Source organism: Microcoleus sp. B13-B6, assembly GCF_036705405.1.
GTDB lineage: Bacteria > Cyanobacteriota > Cyanobacteriia > Cyanobacteriales > Microcoleaceae > Microcoleus.
The window spans coordinates 13129-36816 of record NZ_JAUBUJ010000091.1 but is presented as its reverse complement, the minus strand read 5'-3'; the positions used below and the strand labels follow the sequence as shown (position 1 = coordinate 36816).

22 protein-coding genes and 22 tRNA genes are annotated in these 23688 nt (G+C 45.1%); 32 read left to right on the top strand and 12 right to left on the bottom strand.

Going from position 1 to position 23688, the window contains the following annotated elements; translation table 11 throughout:
• Window positions 1-67 precede the first annotated feature (67 nt).
• From QUB35_RS30245 to QUB35_RS30235, 3 genes are all read right to left on the bottom strand, one after another.
• The gene (locus tag QUB35_RS30245) at window positions 68-715 is read right to left on the bottom strand and encodes an ABC transporter permease (protein ID WP_333145310.1); all 648 of its coding nucleotides are present in this window, start codon (window positions 713-715) and stop codon (window positions 68-70) included.
• A gap of 137 nt (window positions 716-852) precedes the next feature.
• Window positions 853-1608: an ATP-binding cassette domain-containing protein gene (locus QUB35_RS30240; protein ID WP_333145309.1), complete on the bottom strand. Its 756-nt coding sequence runs from the start codon at window positions 1606-1608 to the stop codon at window positions 853-855.
• Between the two features lie 198 nt (window positions 1609-1806).
• On the bottom strand, window positions 1807-2493 hold the full coding sequence (locus QUB35_RS30235; RefSeq protein WP_333145308.1) for an NUDIX hydrolase: 687 nt from the start codon (window positions 2491-2493) through the stop codon (window positions 1807-1809).
• A 284-nt stretch (window positions 2494-2777) separates the two neighbouring features.
• Between QUB35_RS30235 and QUB35_RS30230 the strand changes: the two genes are divergently transcribed.
• The gene (locus tag QUB35_RS30230) at window positions 2778-3050 is read left to right on the top strand and encodes a hypothetical protein (protein WP_333145307.1); all 273 of its coding nucleotides are present in this window, start codon (window positions 2778-2780) and stop codon (window positions 3048-3050) included.
• Window positions 3051-3725: 675 nt separating this feature from the next.
• Here the strand turns inward: QUB35_RS30230 and QUB35_RS30225 are convergent.
• On the bottom strand, window positions 3726-4157 hold the full coding sequence (locus tag QUB35_RS30225) for a hypothetical protein (RefSeq protein WP_333145306.1): 432 nt from the start codon (window positions 4155-4157) through the stop codon (window positions 3726-3728).
• Window positions 4158-4424: 267 nt separating this feature from the next.
• On the opposite strand from QUB35_RS30225, the gene QUB35_RS30220 reads away from it, so the two are divergent.
• The 6 genes from QUB35_RS30220 to QUB35_RS30195 all read left to right on the top strand — a co-directional run bounded on the left by QUB35_RS30220 (window position 4425) and on the right by QUB35_RS30195 (window position 9485).
• Window positions 4425-4598, top strand: a complete 174-nt coding sequence (locus QUB35_RS30220; protein WP_333145305.1) for a hypothetical protein — start codon at window positions 4425-4427, stop codon at window positions 4596-4598.
• A 68-nt stretch (window positions 4599-4666) separates the two neighbouring features.
• Complete coding sequence (gene era / locus QUB35_RS30215; protein ID WP_333145311.1) at window positions 4667-5578, top strand: GTPase Era; 912 nt, start codon at window positions 4667-4669, stop codon at window positions 5576-5578.
• A 307-nt stretch (window positions 5579-5885) separates the two neighbouring features.
• Complete coding sequence (locus tag QUB35_RS30210) at window positions 5886-7436, top strand: ATP-binding protein (RefSeq protein WP_333145304.1); 1551 nt, start codon at window positions 5886-5888, stop codon at window positions 7434-7436.
• A 237-nt stretch (window positions 7437-7673) separates the two neighbouring features.
• Entirely contained in the window at window positions 7674-7904 is a 231-nt protein-coding gene (locus QUB35_RS30205) for a DUF433 domain-containing protein (RefSeq protein WP_006634608.1), read from the top strand.
• Window positions 7901-8233, top strand: a complete 333-nt coding sequence (locus QUB35_RS30200) for a DUF5615 family PIN-like protein (protein WP_333145303.1) — start codon at window positions 7901-7903, stop codon at window positions 8231-8233. Before QUB35_RS30205 ends, QUB35_RS30200 begins: the two co-directional genes overlap by 4 nt.
• Before the next feature lie 208 nt (window positions 8234-8441).
• A complete protein-coding gene (locus tag QUB35_RS30195; RefSeq protein WP_333145302.1) occupies window positions 8442-9485 on the top strand; it encodes a hypothetical protein in 1044 nt (347 codons plus the stop codon).
• A gap of 178 nt (window positions 9486-9663) precedes the next feature.
• Here the strand turns inward: QUB35_RS30195 and QUB35_RS30190 are convergent, their stop codons facing one another.
• From QUB35_RS30190 to petM, 5 genes are all read right to left on the bottom strand, one after another.
• On the bottom strand, window positions 9664-10056 hold the full coding sequence (locus tag QUB35_RS30190) for an aspartyl protease family protein (RefSeq protein WP_333145301.1): 393 nt from the start codon (window positions 10054-10056) through the stop codon (window positions 9664-9666).
• Window positions 10049-10267 (bottom strand): hypothetical protein, encoded by a 219-nt coding sequence (locus tag QUB35_RS30185; protein ID WP_333053554.1) that lies wholly within the window; start codon window positions 10265-10267, stop codon window positions 10049-10051. Before QUB35_RS30185 ends, QUB35_RS30190 begins: the two co-directional genes overlap by 8 nt.
• A gap of 191 nt (window positions 10268-10458) precedes the next feature.
• Entirely contained in the window at window positions 10459-11376 is a 918-nt protein-coding gene (locus QUB35_RS30180) for an NAD(+) kinase (RefSeq protein WP_333101617.1), read from the bottom strand.
• Between the two features lies 1 nt (window position 11377).
• Window positions 11378-12355, bottom strand: coding sequence for an NmrA family NAD(P)-binding protein (locus QUB35_RS30175; protein ID WP_333145300.1), 978 nt, complete (start codon window positions 12353-12355; stop codon window positions 11378-11380).
• A gap of 197 nt (window positions 12356-12552) precedes the next feature.
• Window positions 12553-12657: a cytochrome b6-f complex subunit PetM gene (gene petM, locus QUB35_RS30170; protein WP_172189541.1), complete on the bottom strand. Its 105-nt coding sequence runs from the start codon at window positions 12655-12657 to the stop codon at window positions 12553-12555.
• Between the two features lie 354 nt (window positions 12658-13011).
• Between petM and pdxA the strand changes: the two genes are divergently transcribed.
• On the top strand, window positions 13012-14109 hold the full coding sequence (pdxA, locus tag QUB35_RS30165; protein WP_333145299.1) for a 4-hydroxythreonine-4-phosphate dehydrogenase PdxA: 1098 nt from the start codon (window positions 13012-13014) through the stop codon (window positions 14107-14109).
• Window positions 14110-14228: 119 nt separating this feature from the next.
• Complete coding sequence (locus QUB35_RS30160) at window positions 14229-17840, top strand: OmpA family protein (protein ID WP_333145298.1); 3612 nt, start codon at window positions 14229-14231, stop codon at window positions 17838-17840.
• A gap of 353 nt (window positions 17841-18193) precedes the next feature.
• Here the strand turns inward: QUB35_RS30160 and QUB35_RS30155 are convergent, their stop codons facing one another.
• A complete protein-coding gene (locus QUB35_RS30155) occupies window positions 18194-19018 on the bottom strand; it encodes a biotin--[acetyl-CoA-carboxylase] ligase (protein WP_333145297.1) in 825 nt (274 codons plus the stop codon).
• A 367-nt stretch (window positions 19019-19385) separates the two neighbouring features.
• Complete coding sequence (locus QUB35_RS30150; protein WP_333145296.1) at window positions 19386-19508, bottom strand: hypothetical protein; 123 nt, start codon at window positions 19506-19508, stop codon at window positions 19386-19388.
• A 6-nt stretch (window positions 19509-19514) separates the two neighbouring features.
• Between QUB35_RS30150 and QUB35_RS30145 the strand changes: the two genes are divergently transcribed.
• From QUB35_RS30145 to QUB35_RS30060, 18 genes are all read left to right on the top strand, one after another.
• Window positions 19515-19588, top strand: a tRNA-Asp gene (locus QUB35_RS30145).
• 201 nt (window positions 19589-19789) lie between these two features.
• Window positions 19790-19863: transfer RNA gene (locus tag QUB35_RS30140), tRNA-Cys, on the top strand.
• 102 nt (window positions 19864-19965) lie between these two features.
• Window positions 19966-20040 (top strand) — tRNA-Met (locus QUB35_RS30135).
• 3 nt (window positions 20041-20043) lie between these two features.
• A tRNA-Trp gene (locus QUB35_RS30130) sits at window positions 20044-20118 on the top strand.
• Window positions 20119-20124: 6 nt separating this feature from the next.
• Window positions 20125-20198, top strand: a tRNA-Glu gene (locus QUB35_RS30125).
• Between the two features lie 5 nt (window positions 20199-20203).
• Window positions 20204-20278: transfer RNA gene (locus QUB35_RS30120), tRNA-Lys, on the top strand.
• A 13-nt stretch (window positions 20279-20291) separates the two neighbouring features.
• A tRNA-Tyr gene (locus tag QUB35_RS30115) sits at window positions 20292-20373 on the top strand.
• Window positions 20374-20407: 34 nt separating this feature from the next.
• Window positions 20408-20481, top strand: a tRNA-Tyr gene (locus QUB35_RS30110).
• A 4-nt stretch (window positions 20482-20485) separates the two neighbouring features.
• Window positions 20486-20572, top strand: a tRNA-Ser gene (locus QUB35_RS30105).
• A gap of 4 nt (window positions 20573-20576) precedes the next feature.
• Window positions 20577-20649, top strand: a tRNA-Phe gene (locus QUB35_RS30100).
• A 6-nt stretch (window positions 20650-20655) separates the two neighbouring features.
• Window positions 20656-20730, top strand: a tRNA-Asn gene (locus QUB35_RS30095).
• Window positions 20731-20740: 10 nt separating this feature from the next.
• Window positions 20741-20823 (top strand) — tRNA-Gln (locus tag QUB35_RS30090).
• A gap of 5 nt (window positions 20824-20828) precedes the next feature.
• Window positions 20829-20902 (top strand) — tRNA-Gln (locus QUB35_RS30085).
• A gap of 29 nt (window positions 20903-20931) precedes the next feature.
• Window positions 20932-21008: transfer RNA gene (locus QUB35_RS30080), tRNA-Leu, on the top strand.
• 23 nt (window positions 21009-21031) lie between these two features.
• Window positions 21032-21112: transfer RNA gene (locus tag QUB35_RS30075), tRNA-Leu, on the top strand.
• Window positions 21113-21116: 4 nt separating this feature from the next.
• Window positions 21117-21189 (top strand) — tRNA-Pro (locus QUB35_RS30070).
• A 124-nt stretch (window positions 21190-21313) separates the two neighbouring features.
• Window positions 21314-21387: transfer RNA gene (locus tag QUB35_RS30065), tRNA-Leu, on the top strand.
• 95 nt (window positions 21388-21482) lie between these two features.
• Window positions 21483-21554, top strand: a tRNA-Thr gene (locus QUB35_RS30060).
• Window positions 21555-21574: 20 nt separating this feature from the next.
• Here QUB35_RS30060 and QUB35_RS30055 read toward each other — a convergent pair.
• On the bottom strand, window positions 21575-22180 hold the full coding sequence (locus QUB35_RS30055; protein ID WP_333145295.1) for a macro domain-containing protein: 606 nt from the start codon (window positions 22178-22180) through the stop codon (window positions 21575-21577).
• Between the two features lie 103 nt (window positions 22181-22283).
• On the opposite strand from QUB35_RS30055, the gene QUB35_RS30050 reads away from it, so the two are divergent.
• From QUB35_RS30050 to QUB35_RS30030, 5 genes are all read left to right on the top strand, one after another.
• Window positions 22284-22727, top strand: coding sequence for a retroviral-like aspartic protease family protein (locus QUB35_RS30050; protein WP_333101624.1), 444 nt, complete (start codon window positions 22284-22286; stop codon window positions 22725-22727).
• 50 nt (window positions 22728-22777) lie between these two features.
• Window positions 22778-22848: transfer RNA gene (locus QUB35_RS30045), tRNA-Gly, on the top strand.
• A gap of 95 nt (window positions 22849-22943) precedes the next feature.
• Window positions 22944-23016: transfer RNA gene (locus QUB35_RS30040), tRNA-Arg, on the top strand.
• A 353-nt stretch (window positions 23017-23369) separates the two neighbouring features.
• A tRNA-Arg gene (locus QUB35_RS30035) sits at window positions 23370-23443 on the top strand.
• 7 nt (window positions 23444-23450) lie between these two features.
• A tRNA-Ala gene (locus tag QUB35_RS30030) sits at window positions 23451-23527 on the top strand.
• Window positions 23528-23688: the final 161 nt, after the last annotated feature.

Here is a 23688-nt window from a genome sequence, read left to right as displayed (position 1 = left end):
CGTCCCGCCCGTCCTTTTTGGACGGGCGGGACGCCCATCCCACAAACTTGTGGAAGTTATTTAATTCTCATTCCTTAAGAGTTTTTAAGGTACTTTTCGAGAGGCGCGCTTCTACGAAACCCAGCCCAAAATCCGCAGCTAAGGCCATCAAAGCGGCTGGAATTGCCCCAGCCAAAAGTAACTGATTGTTGACGGTAGCAACGCCACGAAAAATAAACACCCCCAAGCCACCCGCACCAATTGCAGCGGCGATTGTAGCGAGTCCGATCGCAATTACCGCAGCAACTCGCACGCCCGCCAGAATCACGCCCAGCGCCAGGGGAATTTCCACTTGCCATAACAGTTGCATATCAGTCATTCCCATGCCTCTTCCCGCTTCCGTAATCGCTGGATCGACGCCGACAATACCAGTATAAGTATTGCGGATAATTGGCAGTAAAGAATACAGAGTCAGGGCGATAATTGCCGTGCGATCGCCTATTCCACCCAATACCGGCACCGGGATTAGCAAGCCAAACAAAGCTAAACTGGGAATTGTTTGCATAATATTAGCAAATCCCAAAATTGGCTTTTTCAATTTTGGTTTTCTCGTAGCTAAAATCCCCAGGGGAATCCCCACAATAATAGCGATAAAAATTGCAACAGTTACTAAATATAAGTGTTCACTGGCGCGCCGAATTATCTCCGCACCATACCGATTTAAAAATTCTATCATTTGGTAATTGGCAATTGTGGTATAATTAAAAATTTCGTAGGGGCGGGTTCACCAATATCTTTAATTCCCAACCATCAGCTTCAAAAACCCGCCCCGCCCATACCCATAAACCAATGATGCGATCGCACATCATATTATTACCCCGTCCCGGGTAATTGCAAACATTCAAGAAATGCCTGAGCTTCTGAATGCTGAGATTTCATAAAATCATCGGGCGATCCCAATTCAACCAACCGTCCGTCTTGCATCAAACCAATTCTAGAAGCTAACAAAAAAGCTTCTTGAATCCCGTGAGTCACAAAAATCACAGTTTTGCCGAGTTGCTGCTGCAATTGACCGAATTCCCGCTGTAATTCCAGACGAGTAATCGGGTCTAAAGCACCAAACGGTTCATCCATTAACAATATCGGAGGGTCAGCCGCCAGTGCTCTAGCGACGCCTACCCGCTGCCGCTGTCCCCCGGATAACTGATGGGGATAGCGTTTGGCGAAGTGCTGGGGGTCGAGGTTGACTAATTCTAACAGTTGCCGGACGCGAGATTGAATACGATCGCCCTCCCAACCTTCTAATTTCGGCACTAAACCGACGTTTTGCTCGACGGTAAAATGCGGAAACAAACCAATTTCTTGAATCACATAACCAATTTTTCGGCGCAGTTGAATTGGGTTCCACTGAGTTGTCGGTTTTCCCATGACAAGAACTTCGCCGCTGCTGGGCGTTAGTAAATTGTTAATCAATTTCATGGTAGTAGTTTTGCCACTTCCGCTGCGTCCCAGCAATACTAAAACTTCTCCTTGCAGCACTTTGAAATTGAGTTTCTCTACTAAATGCCTGCGGTTGAGGCGATATGTCACGTCGAGGCATTCGACAGCAACTTCTTTATTGAGAGGCATGATTACTTCCGGTGATTTGGGTTTTCAGGAATTTTAGAACTTACAGACAAGGGGCTAGAAACCCGGTTTTTTTCTTAGATAATTTGCTGCTTAACCCAATATTTGTCAGAGAAACCGGGTTTATGAGCGTAAGTCCTAAAATTAAAATCAGCGAGCATCGGGGGACAATTGCCAATTCTAAAATCTAAAATCTAAAATCTAAAATCTAAAATCGACTTGATTTTGCCATTCTAGCAGTAAGGCTCGACATTGGAGGCAAGTTAATTTTTTGAGCAAGTCGCGAATTCCGTCTGGGGTGACAGGATATTCAGCACCGAGAAGTTCGGGGTTTACTGTTGCTGTCGGGTGCAATTCTGCAACAAAACCGTAGAGTTTTTGATTGGAGAAGGAACTGTTTATTTCCCAGCCGACGGTGTTGATCGGTTCGATGCGGGCGATCGCACTTTCTGTCACGCCTAATTCTTTCTTGATTATAGCTGGAACGGCTTCTGCTGGCGTGGCTTCTGCTGGTACGCGACCGCCGGGAAAATCGAGGGTTGCTTCTGCCACGCCGGGGCGATACATCGGTGGGGGAAACAGCAATTTGTCAGCTTGAATGGTCAAGATTACAACTGAATCTGCTCTTTCTACTCGCCAATATTCTACTGTTTTTCCTTCGGTTGTTTCGAGATGTTCCGCGATTAGTTTTACCCAATGAGAGTTGATTTCTACAAAGCGATCTAGAGTTTTCCACTGGGATTTTGCAGTTTGGTTCATGTCGGAATTTTTGGAATAAATCATATCAATTCCGGTTGCACCGGAATGATGTTGACTGTTGACTGTTGACTGTTGACTGTGAATCGAACAACTGAAAATTGCGCCGAGATAGGTGGCGACTTGTAACAATCCTTCATGAATTGCCCTCTAATTTATCATTCCGATGCCGCCGGAAACGATATCAGGTGTTGTTTGTTATGGTAGGCGATCGTTGCCGAGCTGAACAATAGCCGATCGACCTTTTCAGCTTTGAGCCAGTTTTTTCCTCTCGATTGTAAATTTTTGCTACAACCTTACACATTCGCCTAGATAATTCCGTAACATAGACTACATAATCAAAATTTATCTGCGCCTTCGCTCTAGGTTGTTTCAACCGCGCCCTGGTTCAGAGTCTTAGCCCAAAAGGAGTTGTGATGAAACTGCAAACAGATATTCGTACTTGGCAATCCCAACCAACGCCCGGAAGCTTCGCCAGTGTCCGTGACTGGGAAAAATTTGGCTGCGCCGTACCTGCACCAAAATTGACTCCTTCTATGTGGGTTAAATTGTTCAATCCGCCAACCGCATTCAGCTTTGACGAAGCGTGGCTGTTGTGTGAATCTTCGGAAGAACAGTGGCTAGCTTGGATTCCTGATTATGGCGAAATTTTACTGAGTACACATGAATTTTGCGCTCCTAAATCGTGAATTACGCAGACAAACTTTCATAAACCAGGTGTTAAAATCCATATCCCTCGCGTTCCACGGGATTTTTTGGAAACAAGCTGGTTTCTGCGTAATTATCTCGTTTGCAGTGAGGAATGCAAGTCCTTAAACTTTGATAAGGACTTGCATTCCTCACTACAAACCTCTGATATAGCAATCCTAAATCATTTGCATAATTATTGTAGGGGCAATCCCCCCGTGGTTGCCCGATAGATAGGGGGTAGGCACGGGGAGTAGGGGTAGCACTACCCCTACAAATGTATCTGAATCATTTAGGATTGCTATAGCAATCCTAAATGAGTCGTAAACTTTTTACCCCACCCCAACCCTCCCCTTACTAAGGGGAGGGAGTAAGAAATTCACAAATGATTTAGGATTGCTATATATGATGTCGTTTCCGCCGATATCATAGAAGTCCTAATAGATATTAATTGAAATTTCGCCACCAAAAAGAGCAATAGGTTTTCTATTGCTCTTTTTGTTCAAAAACACTCTCTAGTTTTTATCTTTAGATAGCGGAAGTTATATCAACTGACCTCGATTGACCCCAATATCGCTGCGGTGACGGGTTTACTGTATCGATGCTTGCATGGGAGATATTGGTGAACCCGCCCTTACAGCAATTACGGTCAATTTAGCGCCTGTGATATTGCTGGCTTATTTGCAAACTGCACGGTTATTTGCGTTTCTGACAATCGTGCCTACTCTACCATTAATCTGAATCGGGTTCTTAGTGCTGGCTCGAATCAAGAGTGGTTGTTTGGCCAGACATTCTCTGATTGATGCTGCCCAGGAGGTGAGAGCTCCGGTGTATTCTGTACGACCCGCTGGGGCGCGAAACTGATCGGTAATTAGGAAATCCGAGGTAATGCTAGTGTCAGTACCAACATTGGTAATAATTGGAAAGTCAAATGCTCTGGGCAAGGTTCTGTCTTGGATTCTGCCCGGTACCAATTGGTAATTCTTCGAGCCACCCTTGTAGTCAATACCTGCTTGAGGGCTGGTGGGAGGGCTGGTTTGAGCCAATGCGGGAACAGGCAAGCTTGCTACCAAAACGGTGCAGGCACTCCAAAATAATTTCGATTTCATTCGATTCATCTCCTCAACTTTATGACGATTAGCACTAATTTAGGTAGGCTCAAAAGACACTAGCTTTTATTGAGAAAGCGCCTGATGATATTGAGCTTTTGAGTTTGAACTCAACTTACCTAATTTATTACCAAACATCTTCAAAAATGTTAAAACTGGTTGGCCTGACAAACTGTAGAAGAGTTTCAGTTGAGTTAGATATTTACACATCTGAAGTTGTTACAGCATTGGGGAGTCGGTTTTACCAGAATGATTCATTTTTGAGCGATGTCATTGGAACTTTATCAAATTTTGTCTCAGATATCAAGTTTTGCCGATCGCCTATCCTGTTTTAACACTGGTTTGCGGCTCGATCGAGGTTTGAGTGTTGCGGGCTATACCAGGGCGAGAAAGATGCTACAGTGCATCGATGGGCGTTTGAGTATTTTCAGGCGACAATAGACAGAGAAGGGGCTTGAAAATAGGTGATTTTAGTGGAAGATAGTAAATTTATCGACGTATCGGACATTATGGGTGTTCCCGCGGCTCCGGCGGGTTACAAATCGGGCTTTGTGGGTATTATCGGACGCCCGAATGTCGGAAAATCAACGCTGATGAATCAGTTGGTGGGGCAGAAAATTGCTATTACTTCGCCGGTGTCTCAGACGACGCGTAACAGGCTGCGGGGCATCCTAACGACACCGGAAGCACAAATTATTTTTGTAGATACTCCCGGAATTCACAAGCCACATCACGAATTGGGCAAGGTTTTGGTACAGAATGCCCGCACCGCGATTCAGTCGGTAGATGTGGTGCTGTTGGTGGTGGATGGTTCCGTGGAATCGGGAGGGGGCGATCGATATATTATCGAAATTCTCAGCAATTGCAAAGTTCCGGTGATTTTGGGGATGAATAAGTTGGACGAACAACCGGAGGATTCCGTGTTGATCGATCGAACTTACGAGCAAATTGTCAATCCTGAGTGGCCTGTAGTGAAATTTTCGGCTCTCACGGGCGAGGGTGTCGAGTCGCTGCAACAATTGTTAATCGAACATTTGGAGGTTGGGCCTTATTATTATCCGCCCGATTTGGTGACTGACCAGCCGGAACGCTTTATTATGGGTGAATTGATTCGGGAACAGATTTTGCTGCTGACGCGGGAAGAAGTACCGCATTCCGTAGCAATCGCGATCGACATAGTTCAAGAAGAAGCAAAAATTACGCGCATTCTGGCGACAATTCACGTCGAACGGGATTCCCAAAAAGGTATTTTAATCGGTAAAAGCGGCAGTATGCTCAAGTCGATCGGCAGTGCGGCGCGGGAACAGATTCAAAAGTTAATTGAAGGCAAAGTATATTTGGAGTTATTTGTCAAGGTGCAGCCGAAGTGGCGGCAGTCGCGTACTCGTTTGGCAGAATTGGGCTATCGCGTGGAAGAATAAAACTTTATCTGTTTGCAGTTGGGGTTCTTCCGTTCTTTATATCTATTGCAAAAAATCCTTTTCATCTATTGATGGGACGGGCTCTTGGGCCCATCCCACAATAAAAAATAAATTTTGTGGGATGGGCCCAAGAGCCCGTCCTAATTATTTTTGCAAGAGGTCCTTTGAATCAAGAATCGAGCACGACTTTCGCTCTGAGAGAGTTTCATCTGGTACCGAGAGTTACAAACCCCCGCTTAACAACTAGAACGCCATTCCAATAACAGTACAGTAAACTGAGAGCAGCCCCATTCGCCCCAGTTGACCTATGCCCCGTTGGTTCAATACCGCTGGCCCCTGCCGCGAGGATATCCACTACGTACTTCCTGCTACCCGTCGCATTCCTAGCCTGGAACGACTGATTGCTCAGCAGAACTATTTCGTCATCCACGCACCCCGACAAGTGGGAAAAACCACCGCCATGCTGGCGCTAGCCAAACAACTCACCGAAAGCGGACAATACACCGCCGTGATGCTGTCAGTTGAAGTGGGCGCACCCTTCAGTCAAGACATTGCTGGTGCAGAAGAGGCTATTTTGGGGGCTTGGCGACGGGCGATTTCGATTCGACTTCCCCCAGAATTGCAGCCGCCTGCTTGGCCATCGTCGGAACCGGGACAGCAAATCGGCGATGTACTCAGCCTGTGGGCACAATCTTCTCCTCGTCCTTTGGTCATTTTTATCGACGAAATTGACGCATTGCAAGACCAAGCTTTGATTTCTATTCTGCGACAACTGCGCGATGGTTATCCCAATCGCCCGAAAGCGTTTCCGCAATCGGTGGGTTTAATTGGTTTGCGGGATGTTCGCGATTACAAAGTGGCTGCGGGGGGAAGCGATCGCCTCAACACATCCAGTCCGTTTAATATTAAAGTGCGATCGATTACTCTGAGAGATTTTAATGCCTCAGAAGTCGCGGAACTCTACGCGCAACATACCCAAGATACCGGACAAGTTTTTACACCTGAAGCCGTAGCCTTAGCTTTTGAACTGACTCAGGGACAACCTTGGTTAGTGAATGCTTTAGCTAAGGAAATTGTAGAAGAATTAGTAACAGATGAATCTATAGAAATTACACCCGAACAGATTTTATTAGCTAAAGAAATTTTAATAAAACGGCAAGATACGCATTTGGATAGCTTGGCAGAACGACTCAGAGAAAACCGAGTCAAAGCCATTATCGAGCCGATGTTGGCGGGTTTGGAACTGGGCAATATCCCCAATGATGATATTCAGTTTTTAATCGATTTGGGTTTGTGTAAGATGGATGTTCAGGGTGGATTGACGATCGCTAACCCAATTTATCGGGAAGTTTTGCCCCGCGTGCTCACCGTAACGCCAATGGCTTCTCTGCCGCAAATTGCACCGAGTTGGTTGACTCATGAAGGCAAATTAGACACGCAAGCGTTACTCAAAACTTTTCTGGAATTTTGGCTACAGCATGGCGAACCGTTACTCAAAAGTGCATCTTATCCCGAAATAGCCCCTCATTTAGTGTTGATGGCATTTCTGCATCGGGTGATTAATGGTGGGGGAACATTGGAGCGGGAATATGCGATCGGACGCGACAGAATGGATTTATGTTTGCGTTATGGTGAGGTAACATTGGGAATTGAACTGAAGGTTTGGCGAACTCGGAAAGTCGATCCGTTGAGTAAAGGGTTGCAACAGTTAGATGGATATTTGGCTCGATTGGGACAAGATGAGGGGTGGTTGGTGATATTCGATCGACGCGAGAATGCGCTCGAATTAGAAGAACGATTGAATACTGAAATTCATCTGACACCAATGGGGCGAACTGTTACAGTTATTCGTGCGTGAAGAAGTTGTGATGAATGTCTCGATTTTTGCGATCGCCGAGGGTGTGCGATCGACTCTAATCTAAAATATAATTAAGAAGGGGTTGACATACACTATCGAGCTGCGGTATTACTCGATTATATCCAGTATTGTACCGCAACTGCAATAGAATTATTCGATCGCGCACCCATGTAACAAGCTAGTATATCTAATCTTTTCGCCAAACCTCAAACGAGGAGATTCTCAAAAATTCCAACTATGAACTACCGAAACCACATCACGATCGAAGCAAATAAACGCGGTGGTAAGCCTTGTGTACGCGGCTTGCGAATTACGGTTTATGAAGTGCTTGAGTACCTGGCTTCCGAGATGACCGAAGCAGAAATTCTCGACGATTTTCCCGATTTGACGCGAGAAGATTTAAAAGCCTGCATTGCTTATGCTGCTGACCGCGAGCGTCGGTTTATGACCGCGACCTTATCGGCATGAAATTACTTTTTGATGAAAATTTGTCGCCCAAGTTGCCGAATCGTTTGAGCGATATTTTCCCAAATTCGCTTCACGTTCGAGATGTGGGAATGAAAGCAACGATCGACCCAATAGTTTGGGATTATGCAAAAGACAATAATTTGATGATTGTCTCGAAAGACGCGGATATGCACGACCTGAGCTTAGTATTTGGGAATCCACCGAAAGTTATTTGGCTTCGCCTGGGAAACTGTTCGACATTGCAAATTGAAAATTTGCTACGTCGGAATTTTAACGCCATCGAGTTATTTTATGAAGATGAGAGTTTATCGCTGCTTGCTTTATCATAATTGTACCGCAACTGCGATATAATTATAATTATAAGATTTATCGGCAGCACAGTAACCAATCTGCAAAAGCTCAAAGCTTCTTGTATGGGGTGCTTCGATAAATCTAGTCGTTGCAACTGACGCGAATTTAAGATTGTTAGCTTGGTTGAGAGGCGATCGCGCGCAGTTGGACTAAATCGTTATATTGCAAAATGAAACAGAAGAACACATGAAAGATATTAAAAAAAATACTATTAGAGAAGGAATAATTGAACGTGCTTTTGACTATCAAGAAGAAGAAGATGCGGAGTTGATAAGCATTTATAAATACTTTGAAGAAAAATTTCAAAAATTATATCAATCTTATGCTGATATCTTTCATCTAGAGAATTGTGTTTTCTACATAAGACAAGGCTATTATAGTTGCAATGCTTTTGCACAAAAAATCGATGAGTATAACATTATAGGAATCACGAATGGATACCCTGTCTTCATGAAAGATAAGTTTAATGACCAATTCTCGAACATTATATGTATTTGTTTTATTAACGAAAAATCTATTTCAGATGCTTATTGTGATCTCCATGAAGACCAGGGCTTTGAATTTAATGAATTCATGTTGAACTGCTCAATTCAGTATACCTTTGGCCATGAATTTCGACATATATTACAGTTCAACAGCTCCGAAATACCCAAGAATTTCTTATACTCTGAAAATTTAGACAAAAGTGATTTTAGTCTAGAAAAACACGTATGGGAATTTGATGCAGATAGAATGGCATCATATCAAGTACTTATGTATGCACTCAGTGTGTATAGAAGCCTAAAGGATAAAAACGACGAAAAACTTAAGTGTATGTTGTACCTTGCCTTGGCGAGCATAGTAATTACAAAAAGTCTATTTTATTTCGGAGTCACAAATCCAACCAATTCAGAATGCACTATTAACAAGCAAGATTTTTATACAAAGCAATTCTCACACCCTCATCCGTTAGTGAGGATAGATAATATGGTTGAATATTTCTACGATAATATTAAAGATGGCTTCCCCAAGCTAGACATTGATTGTCAACAAATCTTGAACAACGTTTTAGGGATTTCGAAACTATATTTCGATAATCTCATCCCAAATCAAAATGTAATGCAATACTATTTTGAAGATACGAGAAAATTTCACGATGAAATAAATCACTACAATCAGGAACTATATGATTGGGCAATCAAAGATAAGTCCATTAGCAGTTTATTGAAAAAGCGCGGAATTAACTTTTAAGTATAACAAGACAGAGAAAATTAACTAAAAATAAATTAAACACAAATGAATTTAGAGGAACTGGCAGCCGCTGAACGGGAACGTTATCTCGCAAACACTGCCTGACCTTGGAGATGATTCGGAAGCTCGATCGAGAGTTAAGCTATAAATAAAACTCCGAGTTCTGCATCGATGCTTATTAGAAGCGAATAATTTCGATCGTGCCTCGCGATCGCACAAAACAAACATCAAATTCTCGAAAGAAGTTGGTTTGCCCGAGAATTAATGGAACCTGAGAGGCTTGTGCCCAAGCAAATGCTAGGCGAACGGGTTCCAGATTCCCAATTTGAACATCTACAAATACACCCCGCGCCTCAACCGTTGCCAGATTTCCAGCCAATGGCAAGCGGACAGTTTGTTCCTCCCAAATTGCACCCAATTGCAGACCAATGTCATAAGGTAATAGATTGACCGCAGACCCAGTATCTAGCAGTGCATTCGCCGAGACAGAAAAGCCTGCATGAATCAGAGTGATGGGAATCGTGGGTAATGCTTCATCGTCAGAAAAGGGAAACTCGATCGAACTAGGCATGAGTAGATGCCTCTCGATCGTCTCGAATCATCTGCATCATAATGTTTGCCGCTTCCGTTGCATCGTAGAGCGATCGAACCGGATACTCTGATGCAGAAAAGATGACTTGTAGTTCAGCGTCTGGGATTTGCACTGCTAGGAGTTTGAAGAGTGATAATTTGTCTGACTGGCTCAGATTGTTCACCAAAGGTATTAACTCAGCGAGAGACATGGTTTAAACTCCCAGAAGTACGAGAATACATCTATCATAAACGCTGCCTGAGTTTGGAGATGGTTCGGAATCTCGATCGAGAATTAAGGATTCCGTAGGAGATTCCGATCAAACTTTATCCTGCCCAAAAACAAAGAAAAAGCCGCCCTAAAAGGACGGGACTTTAGCCCTCCGCTTATTACCAACAAATATCAAGGCAACTCAACCGAACTCGGTTTAGCAATGTGAGGCAAGCCCCAGCCCAATTTTTCCCGCAAAATGTGGAAAAACTCAAAAGATTGCACCCGAATAAAGCGGGCTGGGTACGGAGAGCGCTCGACTTGCACCCAATCTTCGGGCAGAACATAACATCCGCCGTTACCGTCTACCACCATTACCAGGCGGTTCGGACTCGCCGGCAAAATCTTGATCGGCTCAGTGTTGGAAAACACCAAAGCCCGCGAAGCCATTGAATGCGGGCAAATAGGCAGCAACTGCAACACCGGCACTCCGGGAATGATCACAGGCCCGCCGGCAGACAGCGCGTAAGCCGTCGATCCAGTCGGAGTCGAGATAATTACCCCATCTGCGGCAATGTCAACAGAGGCGTGCTGCCCGATCGCCACTTCAAAATGACACATACAAGTCAGCGGTTCCCGGTGCAGCACCATTTCATTGAGACAAAGGGCTTCCCAGAGGCAGTCGTTTTCTCGAAACAGCCGCACCGCCAGCATCGATCTTTCTTCTATTTCGTATTCTCCGGCGATTACCTTTTCCAAAGCTTGCGGCAGCAAGTTCAGGTAAGTTTCTGTCAAAAAGCCCATATGACCGGTATTGACAGTCAGCAGTGGCACTCCGATGGGAGCAACTTGGCGAAATGCCGACAGCACCGTACCGTCGCCGCCCAACACCACTGCAAACTCCATGTCGCTGTCAAAACCGGGGGGAACGAGTTGGTCGATCGGAGTGTGGCACATCGGGCGAGAGGGGCTAGAATAGCCCAAAATTCCTCCCGAACCAGAAACCGAGCAAACCTCCCAGCCGCGGGCAGTCAGCTTGTCTTCCAACTCTGCGGCGATGCGACAAGCCACAGGTTTAACGTCGTTGTATATAATCCCAGCTTTCGGCACTTTAAAATGTAAAGGGCATCTTTTGTTTACTCCGTTTTTTCGTCTTAAGCTGCTCGTACTCTATTTCCTTGAGCTTCTTCATAATCAGATTAAAGTATTCTTCGAGATAAGACTCCAAAGTAGTAGTTTCTTTGGGATCGATTCCGAAGACACTGTAAACATCATCCATCGGAGCTTTCAAGGGTTTTCCGGCGGCCAAAACTTCTGAAAAAGCCAATCTGTCAGCTACGTTCCAACTCCACTGAAAGAAGGTAGCTAATTTACGAGTAGCCTGCAACAATACGTCTGGGGTGCGCGTAATTTTTGCTTCCTTCCCTGACAGCCGTTCGCACAACCGCACGATTTCGTCAGCATCCCAAGCGCGATTTCCCACCACCGGAAAGCTTTTTTTCTCGGTTTCGGGAACGGAAAGGGCCCGGACGGCAAATTTAGCAACGTCCTGAGTGTTCATGTAGGCAAGGGCGGATGGCTTCTTGGGCAGCCAGACTGCCTGATTGTCCAAAATCGGCATTGCATACAGGCTCAGCAGTCCTTGCAAAAAGCCGCAAGGTCTCAAGATTGTGTAGTCTAAACCGGATTCTGCTAAGAACAATTCGGTACAGCGCTTGATTTCCAACAAGGGGACTTGAGGATATTTCTCAGCGTCGAGAAAGGAAAAGAATATGTAACGCTTGATGCCTGCTGCTGCTGCTGCTTGGATCAGCGATACTTTTCCGTCCCAGTCTACTCTTTTGATGCTGACAGAATCGGCTGCACTCGCTGTTGCTGCATCGATAATCGCAGTGACGCCTTCTAGGGCCGGAGGCAGACTGTCTGGCTGGCAAAGGTTCCCCGGTACGAGTTCAGCGCCCCATTCTTTCAAAAAGGCAGCTTTTCTGTAACTTCTGACTAAACAGCGCACCTGGTAGCCCTCGTCTAGGGCGCGGCGGACTATTTGGCGGCCGAGAGTGCCGGTGGCACCTAAAATCAATAAAGTCATCTAGGGATTAATTATGAATCTTAAACTTTCTATAAGATGGTATCAGGTTTTTGTTAAGTTTGTTATAAAAACTTAACAAAAACCTGAATTTTTCTCATTTTAGGCTTGAGATATTCGGCAGAAGGCTTGCTTTCGCCAGAAAGTAGACTCTAGAAGGCAGAAGGTAGAAGGCTTCTGAAGGATTGGTTGAAAAAAACTTATTCTTCGCCGCCTTGCAATTTGAGCAGGAGGAAGCCTCCACCTATACCCACGAAAATTAGGGAAAAGGACAAAAAGGCTGCATTGAAAATTTCAGGATTCATGATTTGATAAGTCCAATTGGGCGATCGCATTAATTGACACTCCTCGCCCTGAAGGCACGAGGATTCTTAAGACATTTCGATCTTAATATCCCTAGTAATAGGGTTCCCAGGCTGACCACGAAAAGCACATAGGTGTGTAGTCATATCTCCTCTGTGAATGTTTTGGGCGTAGACTTTCCCCCAGTCCGGGGGTAGGTTTTTAAATCTTGTCTGATCTGCTTATTGTACCATATTCATTTGTTTAGATAAATGTGTTATTTTACTTGAAAATGGAAAAAGCCGTCCTAAAAAGACGGGGTTTTAAACCCAATCTTCTGATAAAGATAATATAATTTGGGTCAACCGGGTACATGAATGCTAAAATTTCAGTGCCGAAATTCCTGTATTTTGTTGGAGAAAACTGCCTTGAGTCTCGATCGGGAATCCAAACTAGCTGTAACTCTGGGAGATCCGGCGGGAATTGGCCCGGAAGTGATTCTCAAGGCATTGGCAGATCCCGCTGCTGCTTTGATGGTGACGGTTTTCGGATCTAAGAGAATTTTGCAGCAAACTTACGATAAGTTGCGATCGACCAATCCCGCAGCAGAAGCGGCAAATCCCGAAACATTAAATATTATTGATATTGAACCAGACAGCAAGTGGGGCGAGATAGTCCCCGGTGTCGGGAGTGCAGCTAGCGGGGCGGCTAGCTTTGCTTACATGGAAAGTGCGATCGCCCGTACCATCGCCGGCGAATTCTCCGCCATCGTCACAGGCCCGATTTCCAAAACTTGCTGGCAGGCGGCCGGTTACAATTATCCCGGACAAACAGAACTACTCGCAGAAAGGGCGAAATCGCAGCGGTTCGGAATGCTGTTTGCCGCCACATCTCCCCACAGTGGCTGGACGCTGGTAACTTTACTCGCTACCACACATATTTCCCTCCGTCAAGTCCCCGATGCTTTGACTCCAGAATTACTGAGTGAAAAACTAGAATTACTGATAGACTGTTTGCGGGAAGATTTTGGGCTGGAAAGACCGAAAATTGCGATTTCTGGCTTAAATCCTCACAGCGGCGAAAACGGCAAACTGGGAAATGAAGAGCAAGACTGGATGATACCTTGGTTGGAAACGCAGCGCGATCGCTTTCCTCAAGTGCAGTTAGACGGGCCAGTCCCCCCCGATACCCTGTGGGTAAAACCGGCTAAAGTTTGGTACGGTTTAGCCACAGAATCTCACGACGGTTACTTGGCAATGTACCACGACCAGGGGTTGATTCCAGTAAAATTGATGGCTTTCGATAAAGCAGTCAACACTACAATTGGCTTGCCTTTTGTCCGCACATCTCCGGATCACGGCACAGCTTTTGATATTGTAGGTCAAGGGATTGCAGATGCCTCCAGCATGAAGGCAGCATTGCAGTTGGCGGCCCAGTTGGCTAGTCGCAGAACAGCAGTTAAAATAGGGCGATAGGTTTAGTACGCCAGACGCTCGGAAAAATTGTGTCATTCCTATTGATTTTCGCTGGGGTGAGGCGGCAAGCAAGCTTGTAATTTCTTCGGCCGATTAAAATCAACTTTTGGTAGCGCAGTATGGCAGCATCTAATGATAATTCAGGCAAAATATATCAGTCAGAAAAAGAGGTTGCTGATGGAACTCTGGCAAGTTCTAAAGCTGGAGAGCAACTTCAGGAATTGCTAACCATACTGACTGAATTTCAGTTATTAAAGAAATCAAAAAAAGAACCAAGCGAGCTGAAGTTACCGCTTTCGGAAAAGTCGGTGCAGCGGTTGGAGGATGAGGAAAATCGGCGCAAACAATTGTCTTTTCGCATCGAATCACCGAGTATTGTACCGGAAGTATTAACTAACGATGAAGACATCCCACCTCAAAGACGAGAAAACAATAATGAGGAACCCGATTTATCTATAGCCGCGAAGGTAGCCAGAAAAAATCGGCACTCGGAAGAAGAATTAGAACAAGCAGTAGAGCAGTTTAAGCAGTTGCAACAACTACTGTTTGAAAGGGATTTACCGGAATTTTATAGTAATGTTTTGAGCGTGGAACAAAGGTTAGAAAATTTTGAGAAGTTGATGTCTGAACCCGAACAATTGATGATTTTGCTGAAACCGTTAATTCCTGAGTTAGTGAGGGAAGAATTAGATGGGTTGAAGTTGGAATTACAAAAGGCGATCGACCTCGCGAGCAATAATAAAATTAATCGGATCGAGTTGGAGGCAAAATTAGCAGACTGGGAAAATCAGATTGCTAATTTGAACCAGCAGCCACTGCCGAATGCAGAACAGTTAATGCAACGGCTGATGCCGGTGGTGGGCGATCTGCTCAACCGTAAGGTAGAGGAGTCTAAGTTAGAGGTGGCTTCGGCGATCGCACCGAGAGTCAATCAAGTAATTCACAATCAAAACGGACTTGAAGAACAGGTAGTAAGAATTGAAGATAGAGTTGCAAATATTCAGCAGCGTTACCAGCAGCAACCGGAAGATTTAATCAAGCAGCTAGTACCAGTAGTTAGCGATTTACTGAACCGCAAAATTAGTGAATTAAAATTAGAGGTTGTAGAAGCTGTCGCCCCCTCAGTACAGGTAAGAATAGCTTGGGTAGAAATAGAAGAAAAAGTATTGAGCATCATCGAAGGCCGACTCGCTATGCAACAGTCGCCAATTCAGAAGCCAGAAGAGATAATGGCGATGCTAATGCCGGCAATAACTGATTTGCTGAATCAGAAAATCGATGAATCAAAATTACAAGTAGCAGCGACGATCCAACCTTTGATAGAATCAGCAATTCTTCAAAGAGAAGTTCAAGGCAAATTGAGCGACGTAGAAAGTAGACTAAATAATCTTCAACGACAGCAAAAAACTCAGCCGGAAGATATAATGGCAAGGCTAATGCCGTTAATGATTGAGTCGCTGAACCGGAAAATCGAGGAGACAAAGTTAGAGGTGAGAGAGGCGATCGCACCTGGTGTCAACACCGCTATTCAAAACAGCGGTATTGCAGCACAAATATTAAATAATGAAACTAAGATTGTCGAAGTTCAGCAGCAAGTTTTAGGCGAGATAGAAGGGTTGATGGCAAGAATAATGCCAGTGATTGTAGAAATGCTGTCCCGAAGCATTGGGGAAGCAAAGCTAGAGATAGAATCTGCGATCGCCCCCGCTGTCGATGCCATCATTCAGAATAAAAGGATCGATCAAAGACTCGGGAAGATCGAACAACAGATTGTGGCGATCGAACACCGAATTTATGAATCGACAGACTTGTTTACAGATTTACTGAAACCTTTGATTGACGAGCTGATGGTTAGTCATCACGCCCAACTACAAAAGTCGGTCATCGAATCTATTTTACCATTGTTAGATGAAGTTGTAAGTTATAATTACAGACTCAACGATAAAGTAGGGGAACTCGATCGCAAAATTACTGATGCGGAATGGGGAGGCGATCGGGAAGAATTAATCGCCCGAATTAAAATCATGTTTCCCGAAATGATGCTCCAAACAATTAATGAGTCGAGAAAATCATTTGTCGAAACCATAAGTCCGATAATTGATGAAATAATTAATACTAAAACCCGACAAAACAGGCAGTCGATGGGAGTAGCCATATCGCCGGCTCTGACTGTGGGAATCAGCCACAGAATGAGTGAAGCGCCCGATGAAATTGCAATGGCGATCGCGCCGGAAATGGCTGCCGCTATCAAACAGCAAATTCATCTCAAGCGAGAAGCAATGTCGGATGCACTTTATCCGATCATCGGCAGCACGATTTTAAAATACATCGCCGAGATGATGGGGGAGATTAATGAAAAACTCGAAGCATCTTTAAGTCCAGAGGGAATTAGTCGCAAAATTAAAGCCAAATTACAGGGCATTTCTGAAGCAGAATTGCTGATGAAAGAAACAACACCACTGAGTGTTAAAGCTGTTTTTTTAATTCAAACACAATCGGGCTTAGTAATTTCAGCAGTGCAGCATTCTGAACGCGAACAGCTAGACTCAGACATGGTAGCAGGGATGCTGACTGCTATTCGATCTTTTGTCAACGATTGCATATCTCAGTCGGGAAATATTGCAGAAATTGATGCAATAGAATACGGCACATCTAAGATAGTATTGGAAGTAGCTGGTTCGTGTTATCTAGCAGTAGTGATGCAAGGAGAAACCCGCCAGTGGTTTAAGTATAAAATGCGATCGATATTCAACAATATTGTTCAAGAATACGGAGATAAAATTCAGTCATTTAACGGCGATCCAGCAACTGTACCACCCGAAGTAAACTCGAAATTGCAAAAATTAATCGATACAGAGGTAAAAGTTAAATCTTCTAAACTGCCAATTTTACCAATTATCGGTTTGGCAGCGTTAGGTTTAATTGGCGTACCTTGGGGAATTCATCAATACCGCAGCGGAGTTGAAGCGAGCTTAGAAGCAGATACGAATTTAGCATTACAATCTGCTCCAGAGTTATCGGTTTATCGTATCGCGGCAGATGTTAAGGATAAATTATTGGAGATTTCGGGACGAGTGCCGAATCAAAATCTGCGATTGAAAGCGGAAAAAATCGCTCAGCAAGTGGCTCCCAAATTAAGAATTGAAAATAAAATTATAGCCGTTGAAGTACCTCCCGATCCAGTTTTAGTCGAAGCCGATGTCAAGCGGACGGCAGCTCTTTTGAATAAAGTAGAAAGCATTAATATCTCAGCTCGCTATGCAGAGGGAAAAGTCGCCGTTGCAGGCAGCGTGAGCAAAGTGCCAGATGCTCAGAAAATAACTCAAGCTTTTGAAAAAATTCCGGGGGTGAAGTCTGTAACAAATACAGTGATAATAGGAACTCCACCGCCACCAAAGATAATAATGCCAGTTCGCGTGTATTTCGGTGCAGGTTCGTCAAGTTTGCAGGCGAAAGATGTAGCAGAAAAGCTTAGCAAAGTCAAGGAATATATGGAGAAAAATCGCACGAAGAATTTAAGGATAGTTGGCTACAGCGATTTTAAAAGCAGTCCGACCGAAAATCAAAAGTTGGCACTGGAAAGGGCGACAAATGTGAAAAATATTTTGGTTAGACAAGGGATAAATGGCAACAGAATAGAAGTTGCTTCTACTAAGGGTCGTCCCGAAGGTGTGGAGGCCAATCAACCGCTGTGGCTGAGCAGATTGGTAGTATTTGAGGTGATAAATTAGAAATAGGGAATGGGGAATTGGGCATGGGGCATCGGGCATCGGGCATCGGGCATCGGGCACCGGCCAAACAGGGCATCGGGCATCGGGCATCGGGCATTGTTAATGGGGAATTTTCCCTAATGATTAATGACTAATGACTGTTGACTAATGACTGTTGACTAATGACTCCTGACTACTGATATCATGTCCGATCGATTGACCATAATATCCCGGCCGGGCGGGTTTTTGAGATTGTCAATTATTGGCAGGTATTGTTGGTGAACCCGCCCCTACCTGATTTCGGGTAATCGACAGGATATGACTAATGACTACTGACTACTGACTAATGACTAATGACTACTGACTAATGACTCTTAAATTAATCGAACTCGCCCAGAGGTAAAGGCTTGTATTCGATCGCCCGCCAAGCATATTAGCAAGCGGCCGCATCCGTCAATGCCGGCGGCTTCTCCGCAGATGGTTTCCGACGCAAGTTCGATCGCCACCTGGCAGCCAATCAACGCATCGCGGCGGCGCAATTCCGGCAAAAGTAGCGCTAAACCGGACTTGGAGACTGGCTTGTCTGTGGTAGAAAACATATCGGCTAGTTCGAGTAAATAGTGTCGCAGTCGATCGACCAAACACAGTTCATCCGGTACTGTACTAGCAATAGAATGCAAGCTTACCGCATTGCCGAGATCCCTTTCATCCAATCCCGCAGCCGCGAAATCTACGCAGCGGTTGAGTCCAATTCCCACAACCGCGCGAGTTTTACCAGAAACATTGCCGGAAGTAGCTTCGCAGAGAATTCCGGCTAATTTGTGGCGATCGATCCAGACATCGTTTGGCCATTTCAGGCGCAGCATATCGCGACAGTCGGGAACCAAATCTTCGATCGCGTAAATCACCGCTAAACCCGCTGCTAAACTGAGTCCCGGCAACAGATTGGGGTTGAGGTTTTCTAGGACAAAACTAACAGTCAAGACACCGCTTGGGGCGTGCCAGGTGCGCCCGTGTTGGCCGCGCCCGCTGGTTTGTCGCTTCGTAAATACAGCATCTCCGTGGTGGAGTTGGGCCGCGCGGGCGATCGCCCAACTGTTGGTACTCGGACAGGTATCCAAGGAGTGTAGCCAGTGATGCAGGTTTGGGCGATCGGGTTCTGTGGTTGCGGGCACGGGAGTTAAGGGCAATTCAGACAAGGTTTGATTTGTAGTATTTGATATTTAAAAGCTGATTATCGCATTTTCCAGAAGTGCCACCTCGCGCGACGGCGAGAATTCAGAGACATTGGAGTGTAGTACAGTTTCAGCATCAGATTTACCTTACGCCACAACATCTGTTTAGCCACATAATCTCTTGATTTATAAGGGTTACGGGGGACGCAGAGGGTTTGTTGGAGCGATCGACACCCCTTTAAAAAACCCAATTTAAAAAAAAGTTGTATTACCCCCTTGACAGTCTTGTACTACGTAATGTAGTATAAATGTATGGCGAAGGGGAAAGAGCTTCAAAGCCTTACCCCAGGAGCAATATGAACCTTGAAAACTGAATAGGAAGTTAATCGTGTCACACAATTGTGGACATCGGCGGTGTAGACTCCGGCAACAATAGCCCGATCGGGTTGTAGTACGCGAAATCAACCGCCACCCCGTCCCAACTTGAGTAATTCAAGGACAGAATATTGTTCATTTTCGCGGGGGTATAGCTCAACCGGTCAGAGCATTCGCCTGTCGAGCGAAAGGTTGCGAGTTCAAGTCTCGTTACTCCCGTCAGTCGATTTTAGATTTTAGATTTTAGATTTACTCCACAGGAGAAGAATCTGGACTCTGGAACTTTGGTCTAAAATCCACACCTCCTGTCGGAAAGCAAGTATCCGTTTTTCGGCGGGGGTCAAAGTCCCGTAGGCAAAAGTCAAGCCGTCTCCCCCTCTGGCGTGAAGATTGCGAGTGCAAACCTCGTCGGGACTCCCAGGTTAGGTGGCTGAGTGGCTCAAAGCGTCGGTCTGCAAAACCGATTTTCGCGGGTTCAAATCCCGCCCTAACCTCTGTTCCCAATCAGGAATTAAAAATTAGAAATTAAAAGATTAAACTAACAGTCTTTTAATTGAAATTTTTAACTTTGAAAAGGAACGAAGCGAAAGTGACATTGCAGCGTAGCTTAATAGTAAAGCGCCAAGTTCATACCTTGGTCAATGCGGGTGCAAATCCCGCCGCTGCCACCAAAAGCAGGGATGGTGTAACTGGCAACACTCTGGTCTCCAAAACCAGCATTCTGAGTTCAAATCTCAGTTCCTGTGCCAATTTATAGTGCTGTAGGCAAATGGTTTAAGCCGCTTGGTTTTCACCCAAGTGATTGCGGGTTCAACTCCCGTCAGCACTTCTCGTGGGTCGTTGGCAGAATGGTTTTGCAGCCGCCTTTTAAGCGGATGGATCGAGGTTCAATTCCTCGGCGACCTACCAAAAATCCTATCTTGGGTCGGCCCTCCTATTGGCGTGGGTAGCTGTCTGTAAAACAGTAGCTTAAAGCGTTGCTGGTTCAATTCCAGCCCGACCCATTTGTAACTGCATTTAATCCGCAGTTGCAATTTTGAGAACGTGGTGTAGCCGGATAACATCTCAGTTAATAAAACTGAAGATTGAGGGTTCAAATCCCTCCGTTCTCGCTGTGGAGAGGTGGCCGAGAGGCTTAAGGCGCTTTCCTGCTAAGAAAGAGCGGTTTAACAGCCGTCGAGGGTTCAAATCCCTCCTTCTCCGTTTTCCCCCGATAGCTCAGTTGGTAGAGCGCTTGTGTGAAGAACAAGAGGTCGTCAGTTCGATACTGACTTGGGGGATTGCGTTGCCTTATAGCTCAATGGTAGAGCAAGCGGTTGTTAACCGCTAGGTTGTAGGTTCGAGTCCTACTGGGGCAGCCATTTTTTAAATTGCCTGGTAGACAAATTAGTAAAGCCGCCTATCTCTGAAATAGGAGTTTCTGTCTGTAGGTTCAAAGCCTACCCCGGTACCCAATTATTGGGAAGTCGCCTAATCGGTATGGCACCGCTCTTTGAAAGCGGCAAAATGCAGGTTCGATCCCTGCCTTCCCAGTTCTGCTATTACCAAAGCAGATCAATTACACTCCTGTAGCCCAATTGGTAGAGGCCGCAATTTCAAAAATTGTGTTGTGTGAGTTCAAATCTCACTAGGAGTACCAAATTTTTAACTAAGTTTCTAGTTGCTCCTGTGGCGGAATTGGCAGACGCGGCAGACTTAAAATCTGTTTTATTTTGAGTGTGAGTTCGAGTCTCACGAGGAGCATGAACGGGATGTAATTCAGCGGCCAGAAGCCATGCTTTGGGAGCATGGAGTCGTTGGTTCAAATCCAACCATCCCGACTTTACCCCTGTGATGTAATTGGAAAACATCACTCGCTCAGAACGAGTGTTTTTTGCAGGTTCGAGGCCTGTCAGGGGTATGAGGTTTTATTCAATCTCAAATCTCAAATCTCAAATCGGTTTTGCCCCTGTAGCCCAATCGGTAGAGGCGCTAGATTTAGGATCTAGTTAGTGCTGGTTCGATGCCAGTCAGGGGTATTTGGTGACATCGCGGGTGAAGTAGCCTGGGTAGGCTTGGAGGTCTCATAAGCCTCTTAATAGCAGGTTCAACTCCTGCCCCCGCCACCAAAAATGCAGGTGTGATGTAATTGGCAACATGAGGCTCTTGTAAAGCTTTCTTGCAGGTTCAACTCCTGTCACCTGCTTGGGAAAATACGATCGCTATTTAGCCAGAATTGCGATCGCCACCTTCCCAAATTTGCAGTTGTCGTTCGGCCGCAACAAAACAGTTTACATACGGCGTGGGATAAACAAAATAGTCGTAAGCCAGTGCCATTTGCCGCGCGGCTTCGCGATAAGGAACTCTGCCTATCCCCGTTCCTAAACCCGGACAAACGACACTCTCAATTTTACGTTTTGCGTGTCGATTGTAGCGCCGAATTGTTAATAGCATTGCCCACATTGCCACATACGGAACGTCTGTACCCACAACAGACATAGGTACGCGCATGGTGGGAGTATGAGCGAGAAAAGGATGTTTGGGATGGTGAGTTTCGATGATGAATGACGTGCCAACGGGTTGTTCGCCTAAATAGTCTTCCAAGATATGCTGCTGCACCCTAACCATCAGAGAATGACCGAAAAAACCAACGATAGCTGCGTCGATACCGCCATCCATCATGCCAAATGAATTAGCGGGACTCACCAAACAGTCATACTCGGTTAAATCCTCGAAACATTTGTTGGTAATTTCGAGATTGGGTAAGTAGAAAAAATGTTCTTGGAATGCCGCAAATAGTTCGGTATTGGGTGCTGTAAGTATAAGTTTCATGTGTTTTATCTCCGAGCGCTAGTTTAGCAAATAGCTAAGGGCGATCGTACTAATTTTTCCAAAAAATTGTCATAATTGAGGTTGAGTAGTTCAAGGTTAAACTATGCTAGCAACTGACAACACCTCAATGGGAAAAATTATTACCACACTCACCGTGACTAACCGCGCCGATCAAAATGTCGCAGCCAGAGGATTTATGCCTTCCGACCAAATCCGTTCAGTCACTCTAAATAATGTGCTAGTTGATACAGGTGCAACAACATTGTGTTTGCCTGCAAGTATCATTGCACAACTCGGTTTAGAATTGCTCAAAGAAGTGGATGTAGAGACTGCTAATGGCATTGGTAAAGCCAGAATTTTTCAGGATGCTAAAATTTCTTTAGTAGGACGCGAAGGCACGTTTGAGTGTTTGGAATTGCCCGGAGGTATGAATCCTTTATTAGGCGTGATTCCTCTAGAAGCCCTGGGAATTGAATTAGATTTAAAAAATCAGCGATTAGTAACTTTACCCATCAGTCCAACGCAAACTTACTTGACAATTTTGTAAAGGCTGTATGTTGAGGTTAAAGAGATACAATCGGTAAAACTAATTGAAGTGCGGATATGGTGCAACGGTAGCATCTGAGTCTTCCAAACTCGCGATACGGGTTCGAGTCCCGTTATCCGCTTGGCTAAAACGAGGTTTTCTTCAATCCGAAATCTAAAATCGCCAGAGGTTTTCTTCAATCCAAAATCTAAAATCTAAAATCTAAAATCGGTTTATGGGAGTGTAGCTCAATGGATAGAGCGCCGCGCTTCGGACGCGGATGTTGTGGGTTCGAGTCCTACCACTCTCGTTGTTTTTTATTTAATTTAAGGAGGTTGATTCCATTGAATGGATAATTTTTTATATTAAGAGCGATCCTCTTCGAGGGCTTCGCTAACGCCCTTTGCGTGTCCCAATCTTTGGAGCCTACATACTTTAGTACGAGAGGAAAGGTACCGCTGTCAAAATCAGCGGGCGTTTGAGAACGAGGAGTGCATTGAACCCGGCAGGTTGGCTTAAAGGTAGCCATCCTTTAAAGAGTGTGTAGCAACTCATCGGCGGAGTCCCTCTAGTAACTGAGAAAACGCAATGCTCTGATAACTTGCACGGAAAGTGCGTGAAGCGCAGCTATCCCGTAGGGAATCGCACATTAACAAAAAACATGGGAGTGTAACTCAACTGGATAGAGTGTCGAGCTTCTACCTCGAATGTTGTGGGTTCAAGTCCTACCGCTCCTGCTGTCTGGGGTTCGTAGCTTAATTGGTAAAGCATCTAACTGGCTGTTAGAAAGATATCGGTTCAAATCCGATCGCGATCCACCACACCAATTTTAGATTTGAGATTTTCGATTTTAGATTTACTCCACAGGTGAATCTTTTACGCGGGGTCATTCGATTTTAGATTTGAGATTTTCGATTTTAGATTTACTCCACAGGTGAATCTTTTACGCGGGGTCATAGCTCAATTGGTAGAGCGCTTGCTT

Coding starts and splice junctions, on each gene's coding strand:
- QUB35_RS30245 (WP_333145310.1), bottom strand. CDS start 715: ATGATAGAATTTTTAAATCGGTATGGTGCGGAGATAATTCGGCGCGCC.
- QUB35_RS30185 (WP_333053554.1), bottom strand. CDS start 10,267: ATGTCTCTCGCTGAGTTAATACCTTTGGTGAACAATCTGAGCCAGTCA.
- QUB35_RS30225 (WP_333145306.1), bottom strand. CDS start 4,157: ATGAAATCGAAATTATTTTGGAGTGCCTGCACCGTTTTGGTAGCAAGC.
- QUB35_RS30205 (WP_006634608.1), top strand. CDS start 7,674: ATGAACTACCGAAACCACATCACGATCGAAGCAAATAAACGCGGTGGT.
- QUB35_RS30220 (WP_333145305.1), top strand. CDS start 4,425: ATGTCATTGGAACTTTATCAAATTTTGTCTCAGATATCAAGTTTTGCC.
- QUB35_RS30195 (WP_333145302.1), top strand. CDS start 8,442: ATGAAAGATATTAAAAAAAATACTATTAGAGAAGGAATAATTGAACGT.
- QUB35_RS30190 (WP_333145301.1), bottom strand. CDS start 10,056: ATGCCTAGTTCGATCGAGTTTCCCTTTTCTGACGATGAAGCATTACCC.
- pdxA (WP_333145299.1), top strand. CDS start 13,012: ATGCTAAAATTTCAGTGCCGAAATTCCTGTATTTTGTTGGAGAAAACT.
- petM (WP_172189541.1), bottom strand. CDS start 12,657: ATGAATCCTGAAATTTTCAATGCAGCCTTTTTGTCCTTTTCCCTAATT.
- era (WP_333145311.1), top strand. CDS start 4,667: ATGGGTGTTCCCGCGGCTCCGGCGGGTTACAAATCGGGCTTTGTGGGT.
- QUB35_RS30200 (WP_333145303.1), top strand. CDS start 7,901: ATGAAATTACTTTTTGATGAAAATTTGTCGCCCAAGTTGCCGAATCGT.
- QUB35_RS30150 (WP_333145296.1), bottom strand. CDS start 19,508: ATGAACAATATTCTGTCCTTGAATTACTCAAGTTGGGACGGGGTGGCG.
- QUB35_RS30160 (WP_333145298.1), top strand. CDS start 14,229: ATGGCAGCATCTAATGATAATTCAGGCAAAATATATCAGTCAGAAAAA.
- QUB35_RS30055 (WP_333145295.1), bottom strand. CDS start 22,180: ATGAAACTTATACTTACAGCACCCAATACCGAACTATTTGCGGCATTC.
- QUB35_RS30230 (WP_333145307.1), top strand. CDS start 2,778: ATGAAACTGCAAACAGATATTCGTACTTGGCAATCCCAACCAACGCCC.
- QUB35_RS30050 (WP_333101624.1), top strand. CDS start 22,284: ATGCTAGCAACTGACAACACCTCAATGGGAAAAATTATTACCACACTC.
- QUB35_RS30240 (WP_333145309.1), bottom strand. CDS start 1,608: ATGCCTCTCAATAAAGAAGTTGCTGTCGAATGCCTCGACGTGACATAT.
- QUB35_RS30210 (WP_333145304.1), top strand. CDS start 5,886: ATGCCCCGTTGGTTCAATACCGCTGGCCCCTGCCGCGAGGATATCCAC.
- QUB35_RS30175 (WP_333145300.1), bottom strand. CDS start 12,355: ATGACTTTATTGATTTTAGGTGCCACCGGCACTCTCGGCCGCCAAATA.